The organism is Ornithinibacillus sp. 4-3, from assembly GCF_040958695.1.
Lineage (GTDB): Bacteria > Bacillota > Bacilli > Bacillales > Amphibacillaceae > CALAMD01.
In genome coordinates this window covers 2,081,024-2,103,263 of record NZ_CP162599.1, presented here as the reverse complement: position 1 = coordinate 2,103,263, position 22,240 = coordinate 2,081,024, and the positions used below count along the sequence as shown (strand labels likewise).

26 protein-coding genes and 2 pseudogenes are annotated in these 22,240 nt (G+C 33.8%); 23 read left to right on the top strand and 5 right to left on the bottom strand.

Annotated features, from left to right (window positions below):
• The first annotated feature begins 53 nt into the window (after window positions 1-53).
• From AB4Y30_RS10385 to AB4Y30_RS10340, 10 genes are all read left to right on the top strand, one after another.
• Window positions 54-320, top strand: a complete 267-nt coding sequence (locus AB4Y30_RS10385; RefSeq protein ID WP_368652164.1) for an IreB family regulatory phosphoprotein — start codon at window positions 54-56, stop codon at window positions 318-320.
• Window positions 321-746, top strand: a complete 426-nt coding sequence (ruvX, locus tag AB4Y30_RS10380; RefSeq protein WP_368652163.1) for a Holliday junction resolvase RuvX — start codon at window positions 321-323, stop codon at window positions 744-746. It abuts the gene before it with no gap.
• A gap of 5 nt (window positions 747-751) precedes the next feature.
• Window positions 752-1,039, top strand: coding sequence for a DUF1292 domain-containing protein (locus AB4Y30_RS10375; RefSeq protein ID WP_368652162.1), 288 nt, complete (start codon window positions 752-754; stop codon window positions 1,037-1,039).
• A gap of 222 nt (window positions 1,040-1,261) precedes the next feature.
• Window positions 1,262-2,392 carry an endolytic transglycosylase MltG gene (gene mltG, locus AB4Y30_RS10370; protein WP_368652161.1) on the top strand — a complete coding sequence of 377 codons (1,131 nt, stop codon included), beginning with the start codon at window positions 1,262-1,264 and terminating at the stop codon, window positions 2,390-2,392.
• Window positions 2,393-2,409: 17 nt separating this feature from the next.
• Window positions 2,410-3,051, top strand: coding sequence for an O-methyltransferase (locus AB4Y30_RS10365; protein WP_368652160.1), 642 nt, complete (start codon window positions 2,410-2,412; stop codon window positions 3,049-3,051).
• A gap of 214 nt (window positions 3,052-3,265) precedes the next feature.
• On the top strand, window positions 3,266-3,736 hold the full coding sequence (gene greA, locus AB4Y30_RS10360; RefSeq protein WP_368652159.1) for a transcription elongation factor GreA: 471 nt from the start codon (window positions 3,266-3,268) through the stop codon (window positions 3,734-3,736).
• Window positions 3,737-3,884: 148 nt separating this feature from the next.
• Window positions 3,885-4,574: a DUF1510 family protein gene (locus AB4Y30_RS10355; protein ID WP_368652158.1), complete on the top strand. Its 690-nt coding sequence runs from the start codon at window positions 3,885-3,887 to the stop codon at window positions 4,572-4,574.
• A gap of 30 nt (window positions 4,575-4,604) precedes the next feature.
• Window positions 4,605-5,288, top strand: coding sequence for a 5'-methylthioadenosine/S-adenosylhomocysteine nucleosidase (gene mtnN, locus AB4Y30_RS10350; RefSeq protein ID WP_368652157.1), 684 nt, complete (start codon window positions 4,605-4,607; stop codon window positions 5,286-5,288).
• Between the two features lie 181 nt (window positions 5,289-5,469).
• Window positions 5,470-7,092, top strand: coding sequence for an amidohydrolase (locus AB4Y30_RS10345; RefSeq protein ID WP_368652156.1), 1,623 nt, complete (start codon window positions 5,470-5,472; stop codon window positions 7,090-7,092).
• 75 nt (window positions 7,093-7,167) lie between these two features.
• Window positions 7,168-8,760, top strand: a complete 1,593-nt coding sequence (locus AB4Y30_RS10340) for an ABC transporter substrate-binding protein (RefSeq protein ID WP_368652155.1) — start codon at window positions 7,168-7,170, stop codon at window positions 8,758-8,760.
• A 63-nt stretch (window positions 8,761-8,823) separates the two neighbouring features.
• On the opposite strand, the pseudogene AB4Y30_RS10335 reads toward AB4Y30_RS10340, so the two are convergent.
• The 3 genes and pseudogenes from AB4Y30_RS10335 to AB4Y30_RS10325 all read right to left on the bottom strand — a co-directional run.
• Window positions 8,824-9,186: pseudogene (locus AB4Y30_RS10335) on the bottom strand (sigma-70 family RNA polymerase sigma factor); the annotation flags it as partial.
• Between the two features lie 347 nt (window positions 9,187-9,533).
• Window positions 9,534-9,893: a helix-turn-helix domain-containing protein gene (locus tag AB4Y30_RS10330; protein WP_368652154.1), complete on the bottom strand. Its 360-nt coding sequence runs from the start codon at window positions 9,891-9,893 to the stop codon at window positions 9,534-9,536.
• Between the two features lie 344 nt (window positions 9,894-10,237).
• Entirely contained in the window at window positions 10,238-10,603 is a 366-nt protein-coding gene (locus AB4Y30_RS10325; protein WP_368652153.1) for a hypothetical protein, read from the bottom strand.
• Window positions 10,604-10,764: 161 nt separating this feature from the next.
• On the opposite strand from AB4Y30_RS10325, the gene AB4Y30_RS10320 reads away from it, so the two are divergent.
• Both AB4Y30_RS10320 and AB4Y30_RS10315 read left to right on the top strand, forming a co-directional pair.
• On the top strand, window positions 10,765-10,944 hold the full coding sequence (locus AB4Y30_RS10320; RefSeq protein ID WP_368652152.1) for a hypothetical protein: 180 nt from the start codon (window positions 10,765-10,767) through the stop codon (window positions 10,942-10,944).
• Entirely contained in the window at window positions 10,874-12,367 is a 1,494-nt protein-coding gene (locus AB4Y30_RS10315) for a recombinase family protein (protein WP_368652151.1), read from the top strand. Before AB4Y30_RS10320 ends, AB4Y30_RS10315 begins: the two co-directional genes overlap by 71 nt.
• A gap of 49 nt (window positions 12,368-12,416) precedes the next feature.
• Here the strand turns inward: AB4Y30_RS10315 and AB4Y30_RS10310 are convergent.
• Both AB4Y30_RS10310 and AB4Y30_RS10305 read right to left on the bottom strand, forming a co-directional pair.
• A pseudogene (locus tag AB4Y30_RS10310) lies at window positions 12,417-12,764 on the bottom strand (sigma factor); the annotation flags it as partial.
• Window positions 12,765-12,907: 143 nt separating this feature from the next.
• The gene (locus AB4Y30_RS10305) at window positions 12,908-13,054 is read right to left on the bottom strand and encodes a sporulation histidine kinase inhibitor Sda (protein ID WP_368652150.1); all 147 of its coding nucleotides are present in this window, start codon (window positions 13,052-13,054) and stop codon (window positions 12,908-12,910) included.
• A 559-nt stretch (window positions 13,055-13,613) separates the two neighbouring features.
• On the opposite strand from AB4Y30_RS10305, the gene AB4Y30_RS10300 reads away from it, so the two are divergent.
• The 11 genes from AB4Y30_RS10300 to AB4Y30_RS10250 all read left to right on the top strand — a co-directional run bounded on the left by AB4Y30_RS10300 (window position 13,614) and on the right by AB4Y30_RS10250 (window position 22,218).
• Window positions 13,614-14,135, top strand: a complete 522-nt coding sequence (locus AB4Y30_RS10300; RefSeq protein ID WP_368652149.1) for a YqeG family HAD IIIA-type phosphatase — start codon at window positions 13,614-13,616, stop codon at window positions 14,133-14,135.
• Window positions 14,135-15,244, top strand: a complete 1,110-nt coding sequence (gene yqeH / locus AB4Y30_RS10295) for a ribosome biogenesis GTPase YqeH (protein WP_368652148.1) — start codon at window positions 14,135-14,137, stop codon at window positions 15,242-15,244. The genes AB4Y30_RS10300 and yqeH overlap by 1 nt, the downstream gene beginning before the upstream one ends.
• A 2-nt stretch (window positions 15,245-15,246) precedes the next feature.
• Window positions 15,247-16,095 carry a shikimate dehydrogenase gene (aroE, locus tag AB4Y30_RS10290; RefSeq protein WP_368652147.1) on the top strand — a complete coding sequence of 283 codons (849 nt, stop codon included), beginning with the start codon at window positions 15,247-15,249 and terminating at the stop codon, window positions 16,093-16,095.
• A gap of 1 nt (window position 16,096) precedes the next feature.
• On the top strand, window positions 16,097-16,387 hold the full coding sequence (gene yhbY, locus AB4Y30_RS10285; RefSeq protein ID WP_368652146.1) for a ribosome assembly RNA-binding protein YhbY: 291 nt from the start codon (window positions 16,097-16,099) through the stop codon (window positions 16,385-16,387).
• Entirely contained in the window at window positions 16,384-16,953 is a 570-nt protein-coding gene (locus AB4Y30_RS10280) for a nicotinate-nucleotide adenylyltransferase (RefSeq protein WP_368652145.1), read from the top strand. Before yhbY ends, AB4Y30_RS10280 begins: the two co-directional genes overlap by 4 nt.
• Window positions 16,940-17,512: a bis(5'-nucleosyl)-tetraphosphatase (symmetrical) YqeK gene (yqeK, locus tag AB4Y30_RS10275; RefSeq protein WP_368652144.1), complete on the top strand. Its 573-nt coding sequence runs from the start codon at window positions 16,940-16,942 to the stop codon at window positions 17,510-17,512. The genes AB4Y30_RS10280 and yqeK overlap by 14 nt, the downstream gene beginning before the upstream one ends.
• 31 nt (window positions 17,513-17,543) lie before the next feature.
• Window positions 17,544-17,891, top strand: a complete 348-nt coding sequence (gene rsfS / locus AB4Y30_RS10270; RefSeq protein WP_368652143.1) for a ribosome silencing factor — start codon at window positions 17,544-17,546, stop codon at window positions 17,889-17,891.
• On the top strand, window positions 17,888-18,646 hold the full coding sequence (locus AB4Y30_RS10265; RefSeq protein WP_368652142.1) for a class I SAM-dependent methyltransferase: 759 nt from the start codon (window positions 17,888-17,890) through the stop codon (window positions 18,644-18,646). The genes rsfS and AB4Y30_RS10265 overlap by 4 nt, the downstream gene beginning before the upstream one ends.
• A gap of 91 nt (window positions 18,647-18,737) precedes the next feature.
• Window positions 18,738-19,319, top strand: a complete 582-nt coding sequence (locus tag AB4Y30_RS10260; RefSeq protein ID WP_368652141.1) for a helix-hairpin-helix domain-containing protein — start codon at window positions 18,738-18,740, stop codon at window positions 19,317-19,319.
• A gap of 25 nt (window positions 19,320-19,344) precedes the next feature.
• Complete coding sequence (locus AB4Y30_RS10255; protein WP_368652140.1) at window positions 19,345-19,911, top strand: ComE operon protein 2; 567 nt, start codon at window positions 19,345-19,347, stop codon at window positions 19,909-19,911.
• 6 nt (window positions 19,912-19,917) lie between these two features.
• Window positions 19,918-22,218 carry a DNA internalization-related competence protein ComEC/Rec2 gene (locus tag AB4Y30_RS10250; RefSeq protein WP_368652139.1) on the top strand — a complete coding sequence of 767 codons (2,301 nt, stop codon included), beginning with the start codon at window positions 19,918-19,920 and terminating at the stop codon, window positions 22,216-22,218.
• The last annotated feature ends 22 nt before the right edge of the window (window positions 22,219-22,240 follow it).

Here is a 22,240-nt window from a genome sequence, read left to right as displayed (position 1 = left end):
TCTATTCATGATAGAATAGAAATACTAGGTAGACTATGGAGTGAGGTGTCACTATGAGCTCGATCGATAAAACAATGAAGTTTAATTTTCCGGATGAACCTTTTGACCAGGATATTAAGGATATATTATTTACTGTTCATGATGCATTAAAAGAAAAAGGCTATAATCCACATAACCAAATTGTTGGGTATTTACTGTCAGGTGACCCCGCATATATACCAAGATATAAAGATGCGAGAAATTTAATTCGTAAAATTGAACGAGACGAAGTAATAGAGGAGCTTGTAAGATTTTATTTGAAAAATCAAAAGGATAGATAAATGAAAATATTGGGGTTAGATGTAGGGTCAAAAACGATTGGTGTAGCAATCAGTGATGCATTTGGTTGGACAGCCCAAGGGTTAACTACTATTCATTGGGATGAATCTAATTTTACTTCTGCTGATAAAGAATTAGCAGAAATAATCCAAATGCATGAAGTTGAGAAAGTTGTTGTTGGACTTCCGAAACATATGAATGGTTCTATTGGTGAAAGAGGACTTGCTTCAATGACTTACGCAGAGCATATTGAAGAAACATACCAGCTACCTGTCGTATTATGGGACGAAAGATTAACAACTACAGCAGCTGAACGCGTATTATTAGAGGCTGATATGAGCAGAAAAAAACGAAAAAAAGTGATCGATAAGCTAGCAGCAGTCATGATTTTACAAGGCTTTCTCGATCAAAATAGCAGAGGAGTGTAGGCTTCATGTCATTAGAAGCAAAAGAAAGAATTATAATTCCAGATGAAAATGGAGAAGAACATCTATTTGAAGTTCTATTTTCATTCGACGTAGATGCAACACAAAAAACATACATTGCAGTTACACCAGTGGAGCAAGGCGAAGATGAAGAAGTAGAAGTGTTTGCTTTTCGTTATGAATTGAAAAACGAAGATGATAACGACCTTGCATTATTTCCGATTGAATCAGATGAAGAATGGGATTTAGTGGAAGAAATGTTAAATACACTCGTTGATGAAGAGGAATTAAACTAAATATCAATACAATATCTGAGCCTATCGGAAAATTTGATTATTCGATAGGCTTATTTTTTATTTTAGAAAATTAGAAAATAGCTATTCGACAAGTTTATGATTTCTTACATAAGAGGCGTTAATAAGGCAATCCTGCGCTTGGTTTATCAAGTTTTCTTTGCTAAACATAGATTATCCTCGATATTTTTAGTATAATATATCGGACGAAAGGACGGGTGCATGATGTCAAAAGAGAAAAAGAAAATGAGTTATAAGGATAATGCGAGAAAACGAGGGGAAGAAGCAAGTATTGTTCGTCGTGTTGTAGCTATTATTATTCTATTACTCATTATTATAATAGGAGCTGGAGGATATGCTGGCTATAATTACATCAAATCAGCTTTAGAGCCAGTCGATCCATCCGATACAGAGGTAATCAACGTAAACATTCCGATGGGCTCCTCATCATCAACTATTGCGAATATATTAAAAGAACATGATCTTATTAAAGATGCAAGAGTATTTCGTTTCTATGTTAAGTTTAGAAATGAAGGTGATTTCCAAGCAGGTGATTATGAATTAACTAAGGCAGATTCTTTTGATGAAATCATTGAAGCATTGAAGAGTGGTAAGGTGGAAGATACTGTTTACTATACAGTTGCAATTCCAGAGGGGAAAAATATGGAAGAAATTGCTGAAATCTATGCAAATAAGCTTCCTTTTACACAAGAAGAATTTCTTGAAGTAGTGGAGAATGAAGAGTATGTGAAAGAATTAATGGCTCAATATCCAACCATATTAACAGATGCTATATTAGAAGATGATATTCGTACACCTCTGGAAGGATATTTATTTGCTGCTACCTATCAAATCTATGAGGAAGAACCAGAGGTAGAAGCTATTGTAGAAATGATGTTAGATAAGACGGAGGAAGTCGTCAGTAAATATCTGAGTGTAATTGAAGAAAGAGAATGGACAGTTCATGAGGCACTTACTTTTGCTTCATTATTAGAGAAAGAAGCACGCTCTGAGGATGAAAGAAAAAATATTGCTAGTGTTTTTTATAATCGTTTAGATGACGGTATGAAATTACAAACAGATCCAACCGTACTTTATGCTTTAGGTGAGCATAAAGATCGAGTATTATACAGTGATTTAGAAATAGAATCTCCTTATAATACTTATTATATTGAAGGATTACCAGTAGGTCCTATTTCTAATTTTGGAGAGAATTCATTAGAGGCAACCTTAGAACCTGCAGAAACAAACTATTTCTATTTTCTACATGACTTTGATGGTAATATTCATTATGCAGAAACACATGATGAACATATTCGCTTAAGAAATGAATATCGTTCAGATGATAATAGCTAAGAATGAGGGCTTAGAGCATGATTAATGAACAATTAACTAATTATTTATTAGAAACATTACCAGAAAATCCAGATTGGGTGAATGAACTGGAAAGACAAGGGAAAGAAGATCGTGTTCCTATCATGGATCCTTTAGGAATACAATTTGTGATGCAGCTTATTCGAATTCAACAACCAGCACAAATTTTAGAAGTAGGTACAGCAATTGGCTATTCCGCATTACGGATGCTACAAGCAGTACCTAACACTAATATTATTACTATTGAAAGAGATGATATTCGTTTTGAGCAAGCGATAAAAAATATATCAAAATTAGAAAAAGAATCGCAAATATCGGTTGTTCATGGGGATGCATTAGAAGTAATGAAAGATCTGCAGCAAGAAACAAGAAAATTCGATGTTATTTTTATTGATGCCGCAAAAGGTCAATATACTAAGTTTTTTGAACTAGCTATTCCACTTCTTTCAGAAAAAGGTATGATTATTTCAGATAATGTGCTTTTAAAAGGTTTTGCTGCTGGGATAGGTACTCCAAATAAACGGTATATAAAGATGGCTGAAAAAATTAAAGCTTATAATCAATGGATTTGTCAGCATCCTGATTTTACTACTTCCATCACACCAATCGGTGATGGGGTAGCCATTAGCATAAAAAGATAATTTGAAGCATGTGAATAACTGTCAGGGAATTGATAATTATTATTCAGAAAATATATTGAATTAATAAATAAAATCTGTCATAGTAATGGTTAATATCTGTCAAATGTATAGATATACTATAGTTAGTGAATAAATAAATTACGATAAGTAATAAACAGTAAATGATTGCCAAATAGATGTAATGTTTGGGGAAGAGAAAAGGAGTGTTTTTTTAATGGATAAAAGTTATTATATGACACAAGAGGGTAAAGATAAGTTAGAAAATGAATTACATTTTTTAAAAACAACTAAAAGACAAGAGGTAGTTGAACGTATAAAAGTGGCTCGAGATTTTGGTGACTTATCCGAGAACTCTGAATATGATTCAGCAAAAGAAGAGCAAGCATTTGTAGAAACAAGAATTGCTCAAGTAGAAAAGATGATTCGCAATGCAGTTATTATTGAAAATGATGATTCGGCATCTGGTGAGGTTGCATTAGGGAAAACAGTTACTTTTATGGAATTGCCACAAGGGGAAGAAGAAACATATACAATCGTTGGAAGTGCAGAAGCAGACCCATTTGAAGGAAAAATTTCCAATGACTCTCCAATGGCTAAAAGCTTATTAGGAAAAACAAAAGGTGCAGAAGTTTCTGTATCTACACCAGGTGGAGATATCCAAGTTCGAATTGTTGACGTACATTAAGCAAAGCAAAAAAAGCGGATTATTTCCGCTTTTTTATTTCATCATTGACTAATGAAATAAAAAAATATTAATCTTAGTCTAGTATGAAGCTTCAGTTTCCTCCAGTTTCGTTTTAATAATGAATCATGTTATTGAAAGGAGAGATAATATGGATTCCCAAGAAATTAGGGGTAGTAGAACAGATAAGATGTATAAACGTAGAAAAAATGCAAGGGCTATTTATATTTTACTATTTATTTTCATCGCATTATTAGCAGTTTGGGTATGGATGTTAGCTACTAGTGATAAAGATGATGCGCAAGAAAATGATGAAAATGAAATAGCCGCGCTGGAAGATGATGAATCAGAGGCAAATGCGGATGCGGAAGATAATGAGGAAGAAGCGAATCAAGATAATGAAGCAGATGCAGATGATGAAAACGAGCCTGGAGCTGAAGATGAAGATAATCAAGAAGAACCACAAGATGAGACAAATGATGATGGTAGAAACTTGATTGAAAATGATCCAGATGATGAAAATGTAGTAGAAACCTATGCAGAAGAATGGGATCCACTACCGACAGAACAGGAAGAACCACATTCTATTAATTTTGATAAAGAATCACAAGACAGAAATGAAATTGAAGAAGCAATTACTTTCGTAACAGATCTTAATGGCGATGATATGGTTGTATGGTGGCTTGAAAATGCTGGTGACCAGCAGATTAGAGCAACTGTTTCGGATTCGCAAGAGACAGTAATAAATCGTGTTCACCTTCGCTGGGTAGATGCAGAAGGCTGGCAACCAATTAAAGTTGAAGTATTAAAAGAAAATGATCAAAAATGGCGTTTTCGATAAAACTAGCATAAGAGAAGTGAGGGTACAAGTTTGTTAATTGGAATAATTGGAGCAATGGATGAAGAAATTACTTTCCTATTAGATAATATAGAAGATAAGCAAGAGATAACAATAGCAAATTGTTTATTTGTCCAAGGAACATTAGCACAGCAAAATGTTGTTTTATTGAAGTCGGGTATTGGCAAAGTTAATGCTGCCATGGCAACAACTATTATGTGTGAGAGATTTAAGCCAGCTTTTGTAATCAATACTGGATCAGCAGGTGGTTTTGCTGAGGAGCTAAATATTGGAGATATCGTTATTTCTGATGAGGTTGTTCATCATGATGTAGATGTAACAGCATTTAATTATGAATATGGACAAGTACCTGGAATGCCAGTAGCTTTCGAAGCAGATCAACAACTAATTGATCGTGCAGAGCAAGTAGTTGCTAGAATGGATATACAATCTAAAGTCGGGAAAATTGCTTCAGGAGATGCATTTATTTCTGATCCAAATCGAGTAGCTCTCATTCATGAGAACATTACAGATATTATTGCTGTGGAAATGGAAGCAGCCGCGGTTGCACAAGTGTGTTATCAATATCAAATACCTTTTGTGATTATTCGAGCATTATCTGATATCGCAGGAAAAGAGTCTTCCATATCTTTTGATCAATTCTTACAGCAAGCAGCAAAAAATACAACTCAATTTATTATTGAAATGGTAAAATAATAGAAGCGGCTTAAGTCTAGTGAAATTTTGGACTTAGGTCGTTTTTTTGTGTTTCTATACTACAATTAGTTTTTGCAAAAATTGTAATTCTTGCTTTCTTTTTAATCAGAAAATTAATATAATTAGTAATGATGCGTATTTGATAGAAAATAATGTCCACCATATCAAGGAGGGAAGATGCATGAAAGAAATTGCATTAATTAATGGAAACATCATCACGCTCGATGAACAAGTGCCAGAAGCAGAAGCTGTGTATATTCAAGATGGTAAAATTGTGAAGGTAGGAGATCAACAAGATATTGATTCCTATATCACAAATGATACGGAAGTAATTGATTTACAAGGCAAAACAGTGCTTCCTGGATTTATTGAAAGTCATACACATCCACTGTCATTTGGTATTGGTAGTGTATTTGAGCTTGATTGTCGAGCTAGTGCCGTTGGTTCCATTGAGGAAATGAAAAGTAAATTACAAGAACATGCAAATCAACATCAAGATCACGAATGGATTTATGGATACGGATGGAATGAAAATAAATTAACGGAGAAGCAGGTACCAACAAAATGGGATCTAGATGATGCTGTACCTGATCGTCCAGTTGTTCTAAGAAGAACTTGTGGACATATTTATGTTGCCAATAGTAAAGCGCTAGAGCTTGCTGGGATTAATCAAGATACTCCTGACCCACCAGGAGGAAGAATTGTAAGAGATTCTACTACAAATGAGCCAACAGGTGTCTTAGAAGAAAGCGCGAATCTATTATTACCAAAGCCAAAATATTCTTTAGCAGATGCAGCAGAAGGCCTTCGACATGTACAAGATTACTGTTTAAGGCATGGTATTACAACGATTCATGAAGCTTTAATTGGTAAACCTTTTGACTATCAAGTATATCAGCATGCGCAGAGAAACAATGAATTAGATGTTCGTTTTCGATTATGGTTTTGGGCAATTAAAAATGAAGAACGCTATGGATTTTTAGATAGTATGATTGGTATGGGCTTAGAAAGTGGATTTGGAAATGATATGTTAAATATTCAAGGCTCCAAATTTATGATTGATGGAGCTGGTAGTGGAAAAACTGCGGCAGTATATGAACCATATGTTGATGACCCTAATAATTATGGATTATTACTTTATGAAGAAGATAAAATGATTAGTGAAATTACACGTTCCATTGAGCATGGCTTAAGAGTTGCTGTACACGCAATTGGCGACCATGCAATGGAGATTGCAATTAAGAGTTTTGAAAACGCTTTAAATGTGAAAAGCACAGAAGAGATTCGAGAAATGCGTAATCGGATTGAACATTGTGTGCTTCCAGTTGGTGATCATTTAGAACGAATGAAACAATTAAATTTAATAGCTAGTTCATCTACAGGTTTTATCTCACAAATTGGAGATAATTATTGTAAATATTTTGGAACCGAACGAGCAAATTTAATGTTTCCACATCGTACTTATCAAAAATATGGCATTGTAGCTCCAGGAAACTCTGATTTACCAGTAACTGATGCTAACCCTTTTACTGGAATCTATGGATTGGTAACTCGTAAAACAGAAACTGGTACATTATTTGCTGAACATGAAGCAATTTCTACGTTAGATGCAATAAAAGCATACACGATAGATGCAGCTTATGCAGCATGTGAGGAAGATAAATTAGGTTCTATTTCAGAAAATAAATTAGCCGATTTAATCGTTGTATCCGAAAATCCATTAACAGTAGATCCAGATCACTTAAAAGATTTAGAGGTAGAATTAACGATGGTTAACGGTGAGGTGCTTTACGATAAACGGTAGAAGTAAATGTTTTTCCTAGCTTTAAGATATACCCATGACATGAAATTCAATCTACGAAGAAGGGTGAGAAAGAGGATGAACAAAAGAATATTCGTATCGATATTTTTGGTAATGTTGATGGTATTAGTGATTGGTTGTAGTGAGGATAATGAGAATAAAGAGAGTGAATCAGATAATACAAATGAAGAAAATACGTCAAATGATAATGAGGATCAAGCAACAGGAGGTCAATTAAACATTGGTATTTCTGCTCAGCCACCGACATTAGATCCACATATTTCATCTGCTACAGCAATGTCAGATGTAACTAAATCAATGTACGAAACATTACTGACATTAAATAGCGAAGGAGAGATTGTTCCACAGCTTGCCGAATCATTTGATGTAAGTGAGGATGGAAAAACATATACTTTTCAATTAAGACAAGGTGTTTTATTCCATAATGGAAAAGAAATGAAAGCAGAAGATGTTGTTGCTTCAATGAATCGTTGGACAAAAGAATCTATTTCAGTACCAAATTTCTTAAAAGCGGGAGAATTTGTTGAAGTTGATGAATACGTTGTTGAATTACAATTACCTAATCCTTCTGCTTTAACTTTACCGGTGTTGTCTAAAGACAGATACTACGGTGCGATTATTCCAAAAGAAGTAGTTGAAGGGGCAGATGAAACTGGGATTACGGAACATATTGGGACAGGCCCATTCCAATTTGTAGAATGGAAACAAGATCAGTATATTCACCAAACAAAATTTGAAGATTATCAGCCTGTAGATGCACCAGCTGATGGAATGTCTGGTAAAAAAGAAGCGTTAGTGGATGATATTTACTTTAACTTTGTACCTGATTCATCTACACAAGTTGCTGGAATATTATCTGGTGAATATGATATTGTTTTAGGGATTCCAGGAAGTTATTATGATCAGTTGGTTAATAACCCAGATGTTGACACGCATGTTAAAGTAAGTGGACATTCTGTTGTTTTCTTCAACAAAAATGAAGGCTGGTTTGAAGATGAGCGTATGCGACAAGCAGTTAATGCAGCTATAGATGTTGAAGCTATTTTATTAGGCGGCTTCGGAAATGAAGAGCTTTATGAAATAAATTCAAGCTATGAACATGGGATTTGGGAAAGTGAAGAGGGCAGTGAGTTTTATAATGAAAAAGATTTAGACAAAGCAAAACGATTACTAGAAGAGGCTGGATATAATGGAGAGCCAATTGTATTTGTAACTACACGAGACTATGAGGAGCATTATAATCAGGCAATTGTTATTCAAGAGCAATTAGAGAAGGTCGGAATTAATATGGAAATTGAAGTGTATGATTGGCCTACTCGAAATGAAAAATTAAATGACCCATCAATTTGGGATATGTCATTAACAGGTGCAACAACCAAAGCAACTCCAATTGAACACATCTATTTAAATCAGGAGTATGTGAATGGACCAGAAGATGAAAAAACAAATGAATTGATTGATGATATGTCTAATGCTAAAACATTAGAAGAAGCTAAAGCAATATGGGATGAGCTCCAAGGCTATTTATGGGAGTATTTAACAGCTATTAAACTTGGTGACACAATGGACGTTTCTGTAACTTCTAAGAATGTAGAAGGCTTTGGCTATTTAGGTGGTCCATTATTATGGAACACATCAAATAATAAGTAAAATAATTTTGATACAAAAATGGGTTGAATTTGACCCATTTTTGTATCGTTAAAAAGGCATAACTTAAGTTTCATTACGATAATATTCTCTAAACATTTTCATCAAAGCTCGTTTTTCAATTCGAGATACATAGCTTCTGGAAATACTCAAACGATCAGCAATCTCCCGTTGTGTCATTTCATTTAGACCATTCAAGCCATAACGAAAGACAATCACTTCTCTTTCACGATCATCTAATACATTAATGTATTGCTGCATTTTTTCAATTTCCATATTCATTTGAATATATTCAATCATATTATCAGTATCAGCTTCAAGAATATCGATAAGGCTTATTTCATTTCCTTCTTTATCTTGACCAATAGGATCATGTAAGGAGATGTCTTTGCTTACTTTTTTCAATGACCGCAAGTGCATTAATATTTCAATATTTATTACAAAAGGATATTGCAAAGGAGAGGGACTTTTTTTAGATAGGAAGAAGGACGAGTATTTAGATCAGTATTATCTGCTTTTGGATTTCAAGAAACTCCTCAAAACTTAGAAAATATACAGAACAATGTAAACACTAATACATAAACACCTTTCTCCGTGAAGAATAAAGTCAATGTGTCGGTAGCTTCATCCGATGAAGGAGGAGTTTTAAACCTTCAAATCAAAATGATTTTCTATAAAAAGAATGTCAACAAATATTTAGTTGACATTCTTTTTATTATGTAAACTAGGATATTTAGATGATTTGTATAAAAAAGGGATTATTTAAGAACTCTTGTTTACTCCTCTTCCTGAAGAATATCATAAATGCGTTTTAATTTTCTTAGGCTATTTATATCGTTATAAGGCAAATCTAGATACCACTTTTCTAAGGTAGGGTCATTGTTAAAGGCAGCAATGATATTTTCCAGTAGCTCTGTATAACGAGTTCTTCCGATCAAATAGTCAACAGAAACATTAAAGACAGAAGCGATTTGTAGAACAACATCAAGCGGAGGAGTTTTTGTGCCATTCTCATAAGCGGTGTAAGTTACTCGAGCAACTCCAATTTTTTCTGCTACATATCTTTGTGTCCATTTACTATCTTCTTTTTTCAATTCTTCCCGATAGGACCTTAAAATTCTAGAGAAATGCTCCATTTATCTCACTCCTAACTCTTCTTATTTATCTATTATACATGTTTCTTAGAGGAACTACACCAGGGAAACGAGAAGATTGGAGTGGTCTGAGGTCACTAAAAAGAACTTCTTTTTACATAGGTTCCTATAAGTAACTTATCAAAACGAGAAAAAACCTATAAGAAGAAAAAGAGATCAGAATTTCTTCTTATAGGTTAAAATTTATATTTGGGCTGATAAATAATTTCTTTAAGGATTCTTGGGAGATGATTGATGTTTTTTCACTTGTTTCGCGGTGGTTGACTTACCAACTCCAGCTGGTCCAGCTACTATATATACTCTTTTTCGTTCCATAAAAAAACTCCTTATAACCGCTCGGAATATTCCTTCGTGGGAGTATGATAAATTAGTTCCTCCATAATTTCCTTCACATTTTTACGAATCATGTAGTTATAGTAACTTAATTCTTCTTTCTGATTACCGTTGTGGAAGATATAGTGTGAAAAATTTTTATTTCGTGTAGTTGCCATAATCTTTATTTGTTTATTATACATGATTTTTTTCAAGTGCTTTATCTCTTCTGTTGCTTTAGCATGTGCTCTTTCAAGTCCTGTCAAATAAGGTTCTTTAATTTTAAAGGGAGCTTTTTTTACATGCTCTATATCTAGCTCTAAATTTTTAATCGCTAAACCTAAAAATAAAAACCGTACTGCTATAGCTTGATTATCCACAAATTCTCACTCCTTAGGGAACATTTGTTCTTATTTTATGCAAATAAAGAAATTTTAGCAATAGAAATAAGTCTAAGGCGTGGAATTTTTTCATCATAATAAAACCCCAACATAGGGACAAGTGGCGTTTGCATAAGTATGAGTGATAGGAGGGATGAGGCTTGAAGATTGAATTTGATAAAGGTCCTTATTTTAACCGAAGCTTACAATATTGTTATCAGTATTTACTCACTCTATATCAGAAAGACATGTGTGAAGAGGAGTTGGAGCATGATTGCGATTTATGCGAGAGTGTCGACGGAAGAGCAATTGAAGGGATACAGCATCGAGGGGCAGATTGAAGATTGCTTGGCTTTTGCTGGTACAAGAAATGCAAAACTGTATGTGGACGATGGGTATACAGGGGAAATACTTAATCGACCTAGTTTATCTAAATTATTAGCAGATGTGGAAGCTGGATTTATCCGTCAAATTATCTGTTATGATCCAGATCGATTATCTAGAAAATTATTAAATCAATTACTAATTACGGAAAAGCTAACAAAATTTCAGGTGCAATTAAATTTTGTAAAAAGTGAATATAAAAATGATGCAGAAGGGCAACTTTATTTTCAGGTCCGTGGTGCATTTTCTGAATTTGACAAAGCAAAAATTAAACATAATACAATGACAGGAAAATATCGAAAGGCAAAACAAGGTTATGTAGTAAAAGATAGCGGACTTTATGGTTATGATTATTGTACAGAACAGAAAACATATGTGATTAATAAACGTGAGGCAAACATTGTACAAATGATTTTTGATTATTTTACGAATCCCGCATATTCGTTTCAAGGGGTGAAAGGGATTGCGCTGCATTTGACGAAAACAGGAATACAGACAGCCCGTGGAGCGAAAGTATGGCATCGCCAGGTTGTTCGGCAAATTTTAATGAATGAAGCTTATACAGGAGTCTATTATCAAAATAGATATGATACGGAAGGGAATTATGTGAAGAAGCAAGCAGGGGAAAAATATGCATCAGGTAGATTGCGGCCACGAAAGGAATGGATTCAAATAACGATTCCAGCAATTATTTCCAAGGATCAATTTAATGATGCGCAAGAACGGTTAAAAGTGATTAGAAGAAGATATGCTGGATATAGTTATCATGATTATTTATTATCTGGTTTAGTTCGTTGCGCTCGCTGTGGCGGAAAGATGACCGGCAGGAAAACGAATTCGCATGGGAAAAAGTATTATGTATACCATTGTCGTAAAAATAACACAGCTCTTAGCTCAACTGGATGTGGCAGGATGATCAGTGAAAAGAAGTTAAATGAAAATGTTTGGTTAGAGATAGAAGAATGGATTAGCAAAGTAAAGGAAGTGCAAGAGACGGGGGAATGGATGCCGAAATCATATGTATTATTAGAAATCGAAGAAATCCAAAAACAAATTAAAAACTGTGAAAGTGGTAGGAAACGATTACTGGAATTATTAACGATATTAGAAGATGATGATATCGATTTACAAGAGATAAAGGAAAAGATTCATGCAATACACGTAGAGGAAAGAGATTTAAGCATCCAATTAAAGGAGAAGGAACAACAGTTAGTAAAAGAACGAAACCCGAATAGAAGTGTCTTGAAAAAAGCAATAGATAGTTATTTCCGTACAAAAAATAAAATCCTTACAACAAAAGAAAAACAAGAAATATTACGAGTCTTAATTAAGGAAGTGCAAGTGGTTGACGCAGATAGGCTTCGTATTTTAACTTTTTAACTAATGGTCTATTATGAGGATATTCTAATAAACCGCACTGCCTATTTGTAATTACACTTTCATTTTCAATACATCGTGCTGCATAAGTAGCTAATTTTGTTCCTTTGCCTAATTTGAAACTTTCTACACCTTTAATCAGCCCAATTGTACCAATGGAAATTAAATCCTCTGTTTCTTCACCAGTGTTATCAAATTTTTTTACGATATGTGCGACTAGTCGTAAATTATGTTCGATCAATTTATTTCGCGCGACCTCATCGCCCTCTTTCATCTGCGTAATATAAGTGATTTCTTGTTCTGGAGAAAGTGGCTGAGGAAAGGCTTGATTTTTAATGTAGGAAACGAAAAATAGTGTTTCTTTTATGAGTAATGCAAGTGCACTAAGAATTCCAGACAAAAAAATAACACCTCCTTGTTTCTTTTAGGCAAAAGCCTATAATCCATTCATATGTATGATTTCTTGTAACTGTGTATGTCCAAAGGGGATTCTTGGAAATAAAACAAAAATCCCCTTAACCATAAAGGTAGGAGATGAAATATTTAGACATGATGACTACACTTAATCTGGGATGTAAGATTTCTGCGATCAATTTCTTCCTCTATAAGTGATAGGAAATCTGAATTTAAATTTAATTCTAATGCTTTTTGATAGGATTCTAAAAGTAATTCATCAGATAAGTAATCCATAGAATAAGACACTCCTATTAAAATGTTATCCTTAATTTATCACGTAACATGTTCTTGTACAAGAATATACTTATCTACATGCGCATGTAGATAAGCTGTGTACAAAAAAATAAAAAAACATAAAAACACGATAAGAAAGGGAAAGTGATTGTGCATAAAGTTATGCACATGATGAATTATGCGAGAATTTGTCGAACGATTTCTTGCCGATTTTCCATAAAAAAAGCATATAAATAAAAGTTTGACATAAATCAATAGCGCCTCAGTGGAAGTTGTTCGGATTTTGTTCATTGGAGAGGAAGATTTACTTCATGTAATCCGTCTTTTCAAAATCCGTGCATCTACCTGAGGTGTTATCTTTGATTAGATAGAATTTAATCTATACTAAACATAAGTTATCTTATTATCGATAGAAGTGGAAGTATATTGCTTGATAAAGATAAACAATTCTATAGGATTGCTATATAAAAAAGAAGCTTTCCTATGATATGATATGTATAATATGAATGGACTAATAAATGAATAAGATAGAAACATATTTAATGGGGTGGCAAATTAATTGTATAGCAGATTTTTACCAAATACATACGTAAAAAGTATTTTTGATATTGACCCAGTATTCTTAAAAGAAAATGGGATTAGAGGAATAATAACAGACCTTGATAATACATTGATTCCTTGGAATGTACAAGATGCATCTGCGGAAATTATCAAATGGTTTAAGCAGTTAGAAGCAAATAATATTAAAGTCACGGTTATTTCAAATAATAATGAAAATCGAGTGAAAGTATTTTCAGATCCATTGAAGGTTCCATACATAGCAAATGCTCGTAAACCATTAAAGAGATCATTTAAGCAAGCAGCAAAATTAATGGGGCTTTGTCCGGGACAAGTAGCAGTAATAGGAGACCAGTTGTTAACAGATATATTAGGCGGAAATTCAGCTGGTTTTTATACCATATTAGTTGCGCCGATTGTACAAACAGATGCTAAAATAACGCAAATAAATCGAACAATAGAAAGAAGAATTATGGAACGTTTTAGAAAGAAAGGGATATTTATTAGGAAGGATGAGCAATAATGGAAGCAATCTATTGTCAAGGCTGCGGTGTCTCCATTCAGACAGAAGATCCTAATAAATTAGGATATACACCTAAATCCTCTTTACAAAGAGAAGTTGTATTATGTCAAAGATGTTTTCGCTTAAAGCATTATAATGAAACACAAGATATTTCTATCACAGATGAAGACTTTTTAAAAATGGTTAGTGAAATCAGTAATGCAAAGGGTTTAATTGTTCATTTAATTGATATTTTCGATGTAAATGGCAGTTTGATTTCTGGTTTGTCTCGTATTGTTGGAGACAATCCAATCATATTGGTAGGAAATAAAATGGATTTATTACCAAAGTCAACCAATCAAAATAAACTGATTCGCTGGTTAAGATCCTCTGCGAAGGAAAGTGGATTGAAAGTAAAGGATGTTTTTCTAATTTCCTCAGTAAAGGGTCATGGAGTAGAAGAACTCACACAACAAATAGAAGCATATCGTGAAAACGGAGATGTTTATATTGTTGGAACGACTAATGTTGGAAAATCTACTTTTATTAATCGGATTATCAAACAATCAATTGGTGAACAGGATGTAATTACTACTTCTTATTTTCCAGGAACTACATTAGGTTTCATTGAAGTTCCGTTAGATGATGATGCGTATTTAATCGACACACCGGGAATTGTAAATAAACAACAGATGGCACATTATGTTTCTAGAAATGATTTAAAGCAGATTACACCAAGCAAGGAAATTAAATCCAGAGTGTATCAGTTAAATAGTGGACAGACATTATTTATCGGTGGTTTAGCAAGATTGGATTTTATTAAAGGGGAAAAGCAGTCTTTTGTGTGTTATTTTTCTAATCAAATATCCATCCATCGAACAAAGCTGTCTAATGCAGATGCATTATATGAGAATCATTTAGGCTCGTTATTATCGCCTCCTGACGCAGAAACATTAGAAATTTTACCATCGTTTACAGAAAGTACTTTTAAAATAACAGATGGAAGAACAGATATTGTTTTTCCAGGATTAGGTTGGATATCTGTTGATGGTATTGATACAACGATAACTGCACATAGTCCTAAGGGAGTTTCTGTATCGATTCGAAAATCTTTAATAGGGGAGAATTGATCATGACATATCAATTAGGTTTAATCGGTTATCCAATTCAACATTCATTATCTCCATGGATCCATGGAGAGTTTCTAGATAAGGCGAACTTACAGGGAAACTATAAAATCATGGAAATCGATATAAATGATTCCTTTGCAGAAAAGATTGAACAAATTAAAAATGAGGGGATTATGGGCTTTAATGTCACTGTTCCATATAAACAAACAATCATTCCGTTTCTAGATGAGCTAGATGATACAGCAAAACAAATTGGCGCTGTGAATACAGTCGTACATCAAGAGGGAAAATGGATAGGGTACAACACAGATGGAATTGGTTATGTACGAGCATTAGAACATGCGTATCCAGAGCTTTTTCAAAATAAATCAAAGAAGAAAGTATTGATTTTAGGAGCTGGTGGAGCAGCAAGAGGTATTTATCATGCGGTGCTGACATCTGGATATATGCAAATAGATATTGCTAATAGAACAAAAGAAAGTGCAGAGAAGATAGCTTTATTAAATAAAAATAAAGCTAAAACTTCTATACTTACTTTAGTAGAAGCTGAGCAAAGGTTAGCCAATTATGATTTAATCATCCAAACGACATCAGTTGGTATGAAGCCGAATACAGATCAGACCATTATTTCATTGGAAAATGTGAACCCTGCAGCCGTTGTTAGCGATATTGTTTACCAACCAATTAAAACGAGTTTTTTGCAGGAAGCAGAGCAAAGAGGTGCTAGCATTCATTTTGGTCACACGATGTTATTGTATCAAGCACAATTTGCTTTTGAAATTTGGACAAAAGAAAATGTATCAACAGATCAAATGGATGAAGAATTAAAAAAGATTTTGGAAGGAAGATAGCATGTTAACAGGAAAACAAAAACGATTTTTGCGTGCAAAGGCAAATAAAATTAAACCAATTTTTCAAGTAGGGAAAATTGGTGTGAATGAAAATATGATTGAACAAATTATTGATGCACTTGAAAAAAGGGAATTAATTAAAGTAAGTATCTTACAAAATTGTACAGAGGATAAAGACGTAGTTGCAGAACAACTAGTTACTGGAACAAATGCAGAGCTTGTTCAAATCATTGGTAACAATATTGTCCTTTATAAGGAATCAAAAGAAGATAAGCAGATAGAATTACCATGAAAAAAATAGGAATATTAGGTGGAACATTTGATCCACCACATCTTGGACATCTAATTATTGGTGAGCAAGTTCGGCTTGCTTTAGCATTAGATGAAATATGGTTTATTCCAACCCATACCCCACCGCATAAGCAAGGAGCGATGGTTACAGCTAGAGATAGGCTACGTATGGTAGAATTGGCAACTGAAGATAATCCCTTTTTTAAAGTAGATGCAATCGAAATTAATCGTTCAGGAAAATCTTACTCGATTGATACGGTGAAAGCTTTACGCAAGCAAAATCCAACTGTTGATTTCTACTTCATTATTGGAGCGGATATGGTTGAATACTTACCAAAATGGCATCAAATTGAAACCTTAATGGAGCTAGTAACTTTTGTTAGTGTAAAAAGACCAGGTTATAAGGTTGAAACGAATTATCCTGTTGTACATGTAGAGATTCCGAGTATTGATATTTCATCAAGCCATATTCGCAACCAAATTAAGCGGCAACAATCTGTTAAATATTTAATTCCGGAAAAAGTCTATGCATATATGAAGGAGAAAAATTTGTATGGGAACAACTGAGATGATTGAACAGGTAAAAATGGTTTTACAACCCAAACGATTTGAACATACATTGAGAGTTGCTAAGGAAGCAGTTATTTTAGCAAAGCGATATAATGTACCAGAGGATAAAGCTGAGGTTGCTGCCATTTTACATGACTATGCAAAAAACTTTCCATCAGCAAAATTAAAAAAATATATTGAAAATAGTGCATTGCCACAAGATTTATTACAATATAATGAAGAGCTTTGGCATGGGCCTGTTGCTTCGATATTATTAGCTCAAGAGTTTGATATAATTGATGAGGATATTCAAGCTGCAATTCGCTATCATACAACAGGGAGAGCGAATATGAGCGATTTAGAACGAATCATTTATTTAGCAGATTATATGGAGCCAGGAAGAAGCTTTCCGGGTTTAGCTGAGGTGCGGGAAACAGCAGAAGTTGACTTAGTAAAAGCATGCTGGCTTGTGTCCAAAAATACGATTCAATTTTTAATGAATCAAAAAGTGACTATCCACCCGGACTCTTTTTATGCATATAATGATTTTACGAAACAAATGATGGAAGAAAAATAACAGGAAAGAAAAAATGGAGGTATTTTTAGCATTGAATAATAGCAAAACATTATTAGAAACAATTATTCAAGCATGTGATGAAAAGCATGCCCAAGATATTGTTGTATTAGATATGAGTGAGATTTCGTTGGTTGCAGATTATTTTGTGATTTGCCATGCGAATAATGAAAGACAAGTACAAGCAATTGCAAGAGAGATAAAAGATACGATAGATATTAATAAAATGGAAGGCTTCGAGGATTCACGCTGGGTTGTAATTGATGCAGATGGTGTGCTTGTTCATGTATTCCATAAAGAAGAGCGTATGTATTATAATTTAGAAAGATTATGGGGAGACGCAACACGAGTAAGTGTAGAGCAAGGAATAGATAAACAATGAGAGCATATGAGAATATGGCTTCCTTGTACGATCGCTTAATGAAGGATGCGCCATATGAACAATGGGTACTTTTTACGAAGCAAGTCTTTAAAAAGCTAAATAAAGAAGTAAATACGATTGCAGATTTAGGCTGTGGCACAGGAGAAGTGACAATTCGTTTAGCGAATGAAGGCTATCAAATGCTCGGTGTTGATTATTCTAGCGATATGTTAACTTGGGCAGAACAAAAAAGTAGCCAAAACAAACTTCCTATTCAGTGGATGCATCAGGATGTTCGTGAATTAACGGGAATAGGGAAGTTAGATGCTGTGATTAGTTATTGCGATGTGATAAATTATATCGTCTTAGAAGAGGATATAAAGGAAGTATTCTCACGTGTTTATCAAACTTTAAAAGCTGACGGAGTATTTATTTTTGATATCCATGCGATGGATTATGTCGAAAATTTATTAGTAGGGCATTCTTTTACAGATGTTAGTGATGAGGTTGCCTATATCTGGGATTGTTTTGCAGGCGACGAAGATGGAGAGATGTTCCACGAATTAACCTTTTTCACTAAAACTGGTGAAAATCAATATGCTCGATTTGATGAAACGCATCATCAACGTACGTATCCTACTTCTTTTTACAAAAAATTATTAGAGGAAATAGGCTTTGAAAATATCATTTTATGTAGTGATTTTGATTTGAAAAATCAAAATATCGATCAGCAAACAGAGAGAATTTTTATTATTGCAGAAAAAGGGCGTGCATAAGTGATTGTGCATGTCCTTTTTTGTTATTGAAAAAATTGTTATACTAGGCAATACAATAATTTTTCCCTTAATAAAAAGGAAGTGATTACAAATGATAGAGTGGCTTAAACGTCACTGGCTTATTATTACCTTAGGGCTAATCCTATTGATTTTTATCTTCTTTACGAATCAAATCTCCTCCTTATTACTACCCTCAGCTTCTGAAATAGATATTCCCACAATAGAAGAAAACCCTGATGAAAATTTTACAAATTTATATGTTATAGTAGATGTGAAAGGTGCTGTTCACAAGCCTGGTGTATATGAAGTAGAGGAACATGCTAGAGTACATGATGTAATTGAACTTGCAGGTGGTTTTACAAAGGAAGCAGATCAGCTGTTTATTAATTTGGCTCAAAAGGTTCAAGATGAGATGACAATTATTGTACCTAGTGTAAATGGGCATGAAGCTGCTGCCAGCCATAACGCATCTGATAGTGGGAAGGTTCGGCTTAATTATGCGACAGAATCAGAAATTGAAACATTAAATGGGATAGGCCCTTCTAAAGCAAAAGCAATTTTGAAATATCGAGAGGAACATGGCTTCTTTACAAAAATAGAAGATTTACTAGAAATATCTGGGATTGGAGAGAAAACATTAGAAAACATTCGTGATCAAATTCAAGTCCCTTAGTACATAGATAAAAGGAGATTAAGAAATGGATAGAATAGCTTGGGATCAATATTTTATGGCACAGAGTACATTACTAGCTCTAAGAAGTACATGTACAAGATTAATGGTAGGTGCAACTATTGTAAGAGATAAGCGAATTATAGCAGGGGGATATAATGGCAGTGTTTCAGGAAGTGTCCATTGTATTGAGGATGGTTGCTATATTGTCGATGGACATTGTGTTCGTACTGTTCACGCAGAAGCAAATGCATTATTACAATGTGCAAAATTTGGTGTACCAACAGATAATGCAGAAATATATGTCACACATTTTCCGTGTCTACAATGCGCAAAACAGATTATTCAAAGTGGTATTAAAGCAGTGTATTATGCAAATGATTATCGAAATAATGAATATGCGATTCAACTATTTAAGGAAGCAAATGTTAAGATGACTAAAGTAGAGCTAACTACGATGGTGGTTGATACAAATGCAGAAGAAAAGTTAGCCTATGTCCAATCATTAATACAATCACTTGAAGAAAAAGGTGCTAGTAAGGAAGAAATCGATTTACTAAAAGAAAAAGGAAAAGAATTATTCCCTTTACGGTGATGAGCAGTGGTTGGAAACTGGCATTTTATTGCGATAAGTGCAGTCATCAGCTTATTAGCGCTCGTCTATGAGTCGATATTATTTTATTTTGTTTTTCTGATTTGGATTTTTATTTTATATTTTCAAGGGAAATTAGAGAGAATTCTATTGTTAATGATTCTAATTTCCCTCGCTTTTTTTAACTTTTACTTTCAGGAGGATAATGCAAAAGCTAGTGATGATCATCGGCAATACCAAGATGTTACATTACATGGTAAAATTACTAGCTCTGTCCATATCACTGCCACAAGCTTAACTTTTACCTTACAGGAGGAGAATACGAAAGAGAAGTATTCGATTGTTCATTTTCCAAATGAGGATGCTGTCTATGAAGAAGAGGTTCTCCTTACTTTAAAAACAGGTGCAACCTGTAAGATTGAGGGAGAAATAAATCATCCGACCCCTCCCACAAATCCTGGAGAATTTGATTTTCAAACCTATTATCGTAATCAAGGAATTACTTCACAAGTAATTGTATCTAATTTGGAAATGCTACAATGTGAAGGACTTAATTCTCTACAGTTCATTTATTTACTAAGAATGAATCTGATTGAACGAATGAACGAGAGATTAAGTGAGTATACTGCGCCTTGGGTAAATGCACTGGTGTTAGGTGATGATTCGTTATTAGAAGAAGACACTATTCAATTATTTCAAAGGTGGGGACTATCACATATCCTTGCTATTTCTGGTTTGCATGTTGGTTTAATGATTGGTATGCTTTATTTCCTTTTCCTCCGATTGAATATAATAACGAAAGAAAAATTACAATGGGTATTGATTTTTATCCTTCCTATTTATGCATTATTAGCCGGAGGTGAACCATCCGTCTGGCGTGCAAGCTTAATGGTCTTTCTCTTGTTGATTTTACAAAAGCTCAAACTGAAAATAAATCCATTAGATACGTTAAGTATTATATTTCTCGTATTAATCCTCTTCAATAAGTATTTTATTTACCATGTTGGATTTCAATTCTCTTTCCTCGTTACGTTTGGTTTAATTTTATCTAAAACGTGGTTTACTTCTTCACATTCCTCTATGTATAACCTTTTACAAATTAGCTTCGTCTCTCAAATGATGATCCTTCCACTGCAGCTTCACTATTTTCATCACTTTCAACCCTTATCTATTTTCCTAAATGTTATTGTTGTTCCGTATTTTTCTTTATTTGTAATCCCATTTATGTTATTCCTTCTTATCTTTTCTCCATTCCCAATGCCTCTTATCCGTTTATTAGATCAACTGTTTATTTTCATTCATGGAAAGATAATGCTTATTTTAGAAATAATCGATCATTTCTTTCATTATCCTTTTGTTATCGGTGAGATTAGTATTGGTTATACGATAATTTACTATATTATATTTGTTATTTTTATGATTCATCTCTATCAAACGAAAAAAATCCGGACTTTTATCATAGGTTTTATGTTAGCAATGTTCATTATTTATGGAGCAGCTAAACCATATTTTTCACCAATTGGCTATGTGACAATGTTAGATATTGGTCAAGGGGATGCATTTATTATAGAACTTCCTTACCGGAAAGGTGTATTTCTAATTGATGCAGGTGCTAGTTTTTCATTTTCTGATATGCAACCATCAAGTAAGGTGTTTAAAAGCGTTATTAAACCTTATTTACTTTCCCGAGGGATACAAGAGATAGATACTATTTTTCTCTCTCATTCAGACCTTGATCATATTGGAAGTGTCCCTTATCTAATAAGCGAAATAAAAGTGAAGGAAATTATCATTAGTGAATATTATCCAATTTCTATAGAGGAGATGCGGGATTGGACAAGTCATAATATTAATATCAGAAGAGTGGCGTGGAATGAAAAGATAGAAAGAAATGGATTACAATTTCATGTGCTGTCTCCAGCAAAGGATAAACATGATGACAATGAAAATTCTCTTGTTTTACAAACAACAATAGGAGGGGAATCTTGGCTTTTTCTCGGCGATATTGGCAAAGAAACAGAGGAAGAAATTTTAAAAAATCATACCAATATAAAAGGGGATGTTTTAAAAGTAGCTCATCATGGCAGTAATACTTCGAGTTCAGAGAGATTTATTGATCAACTGAAACCAATGTATGCACTTATTTCTGCAGGGCGGAATAATCGTTATGGTCATCCCACAGATGACGTAATTCGAACGTTGGAGGAGAGAGCAATTAAAATATTAAGGACAGATGAAAATGGGGCAGTGCAGTTTCTTTATAAAGGAGAAGAGGGTGTATTTCAAACCTTTTTGGATCAAAACAAATAAAGACCACATATTTGCAGTCTTT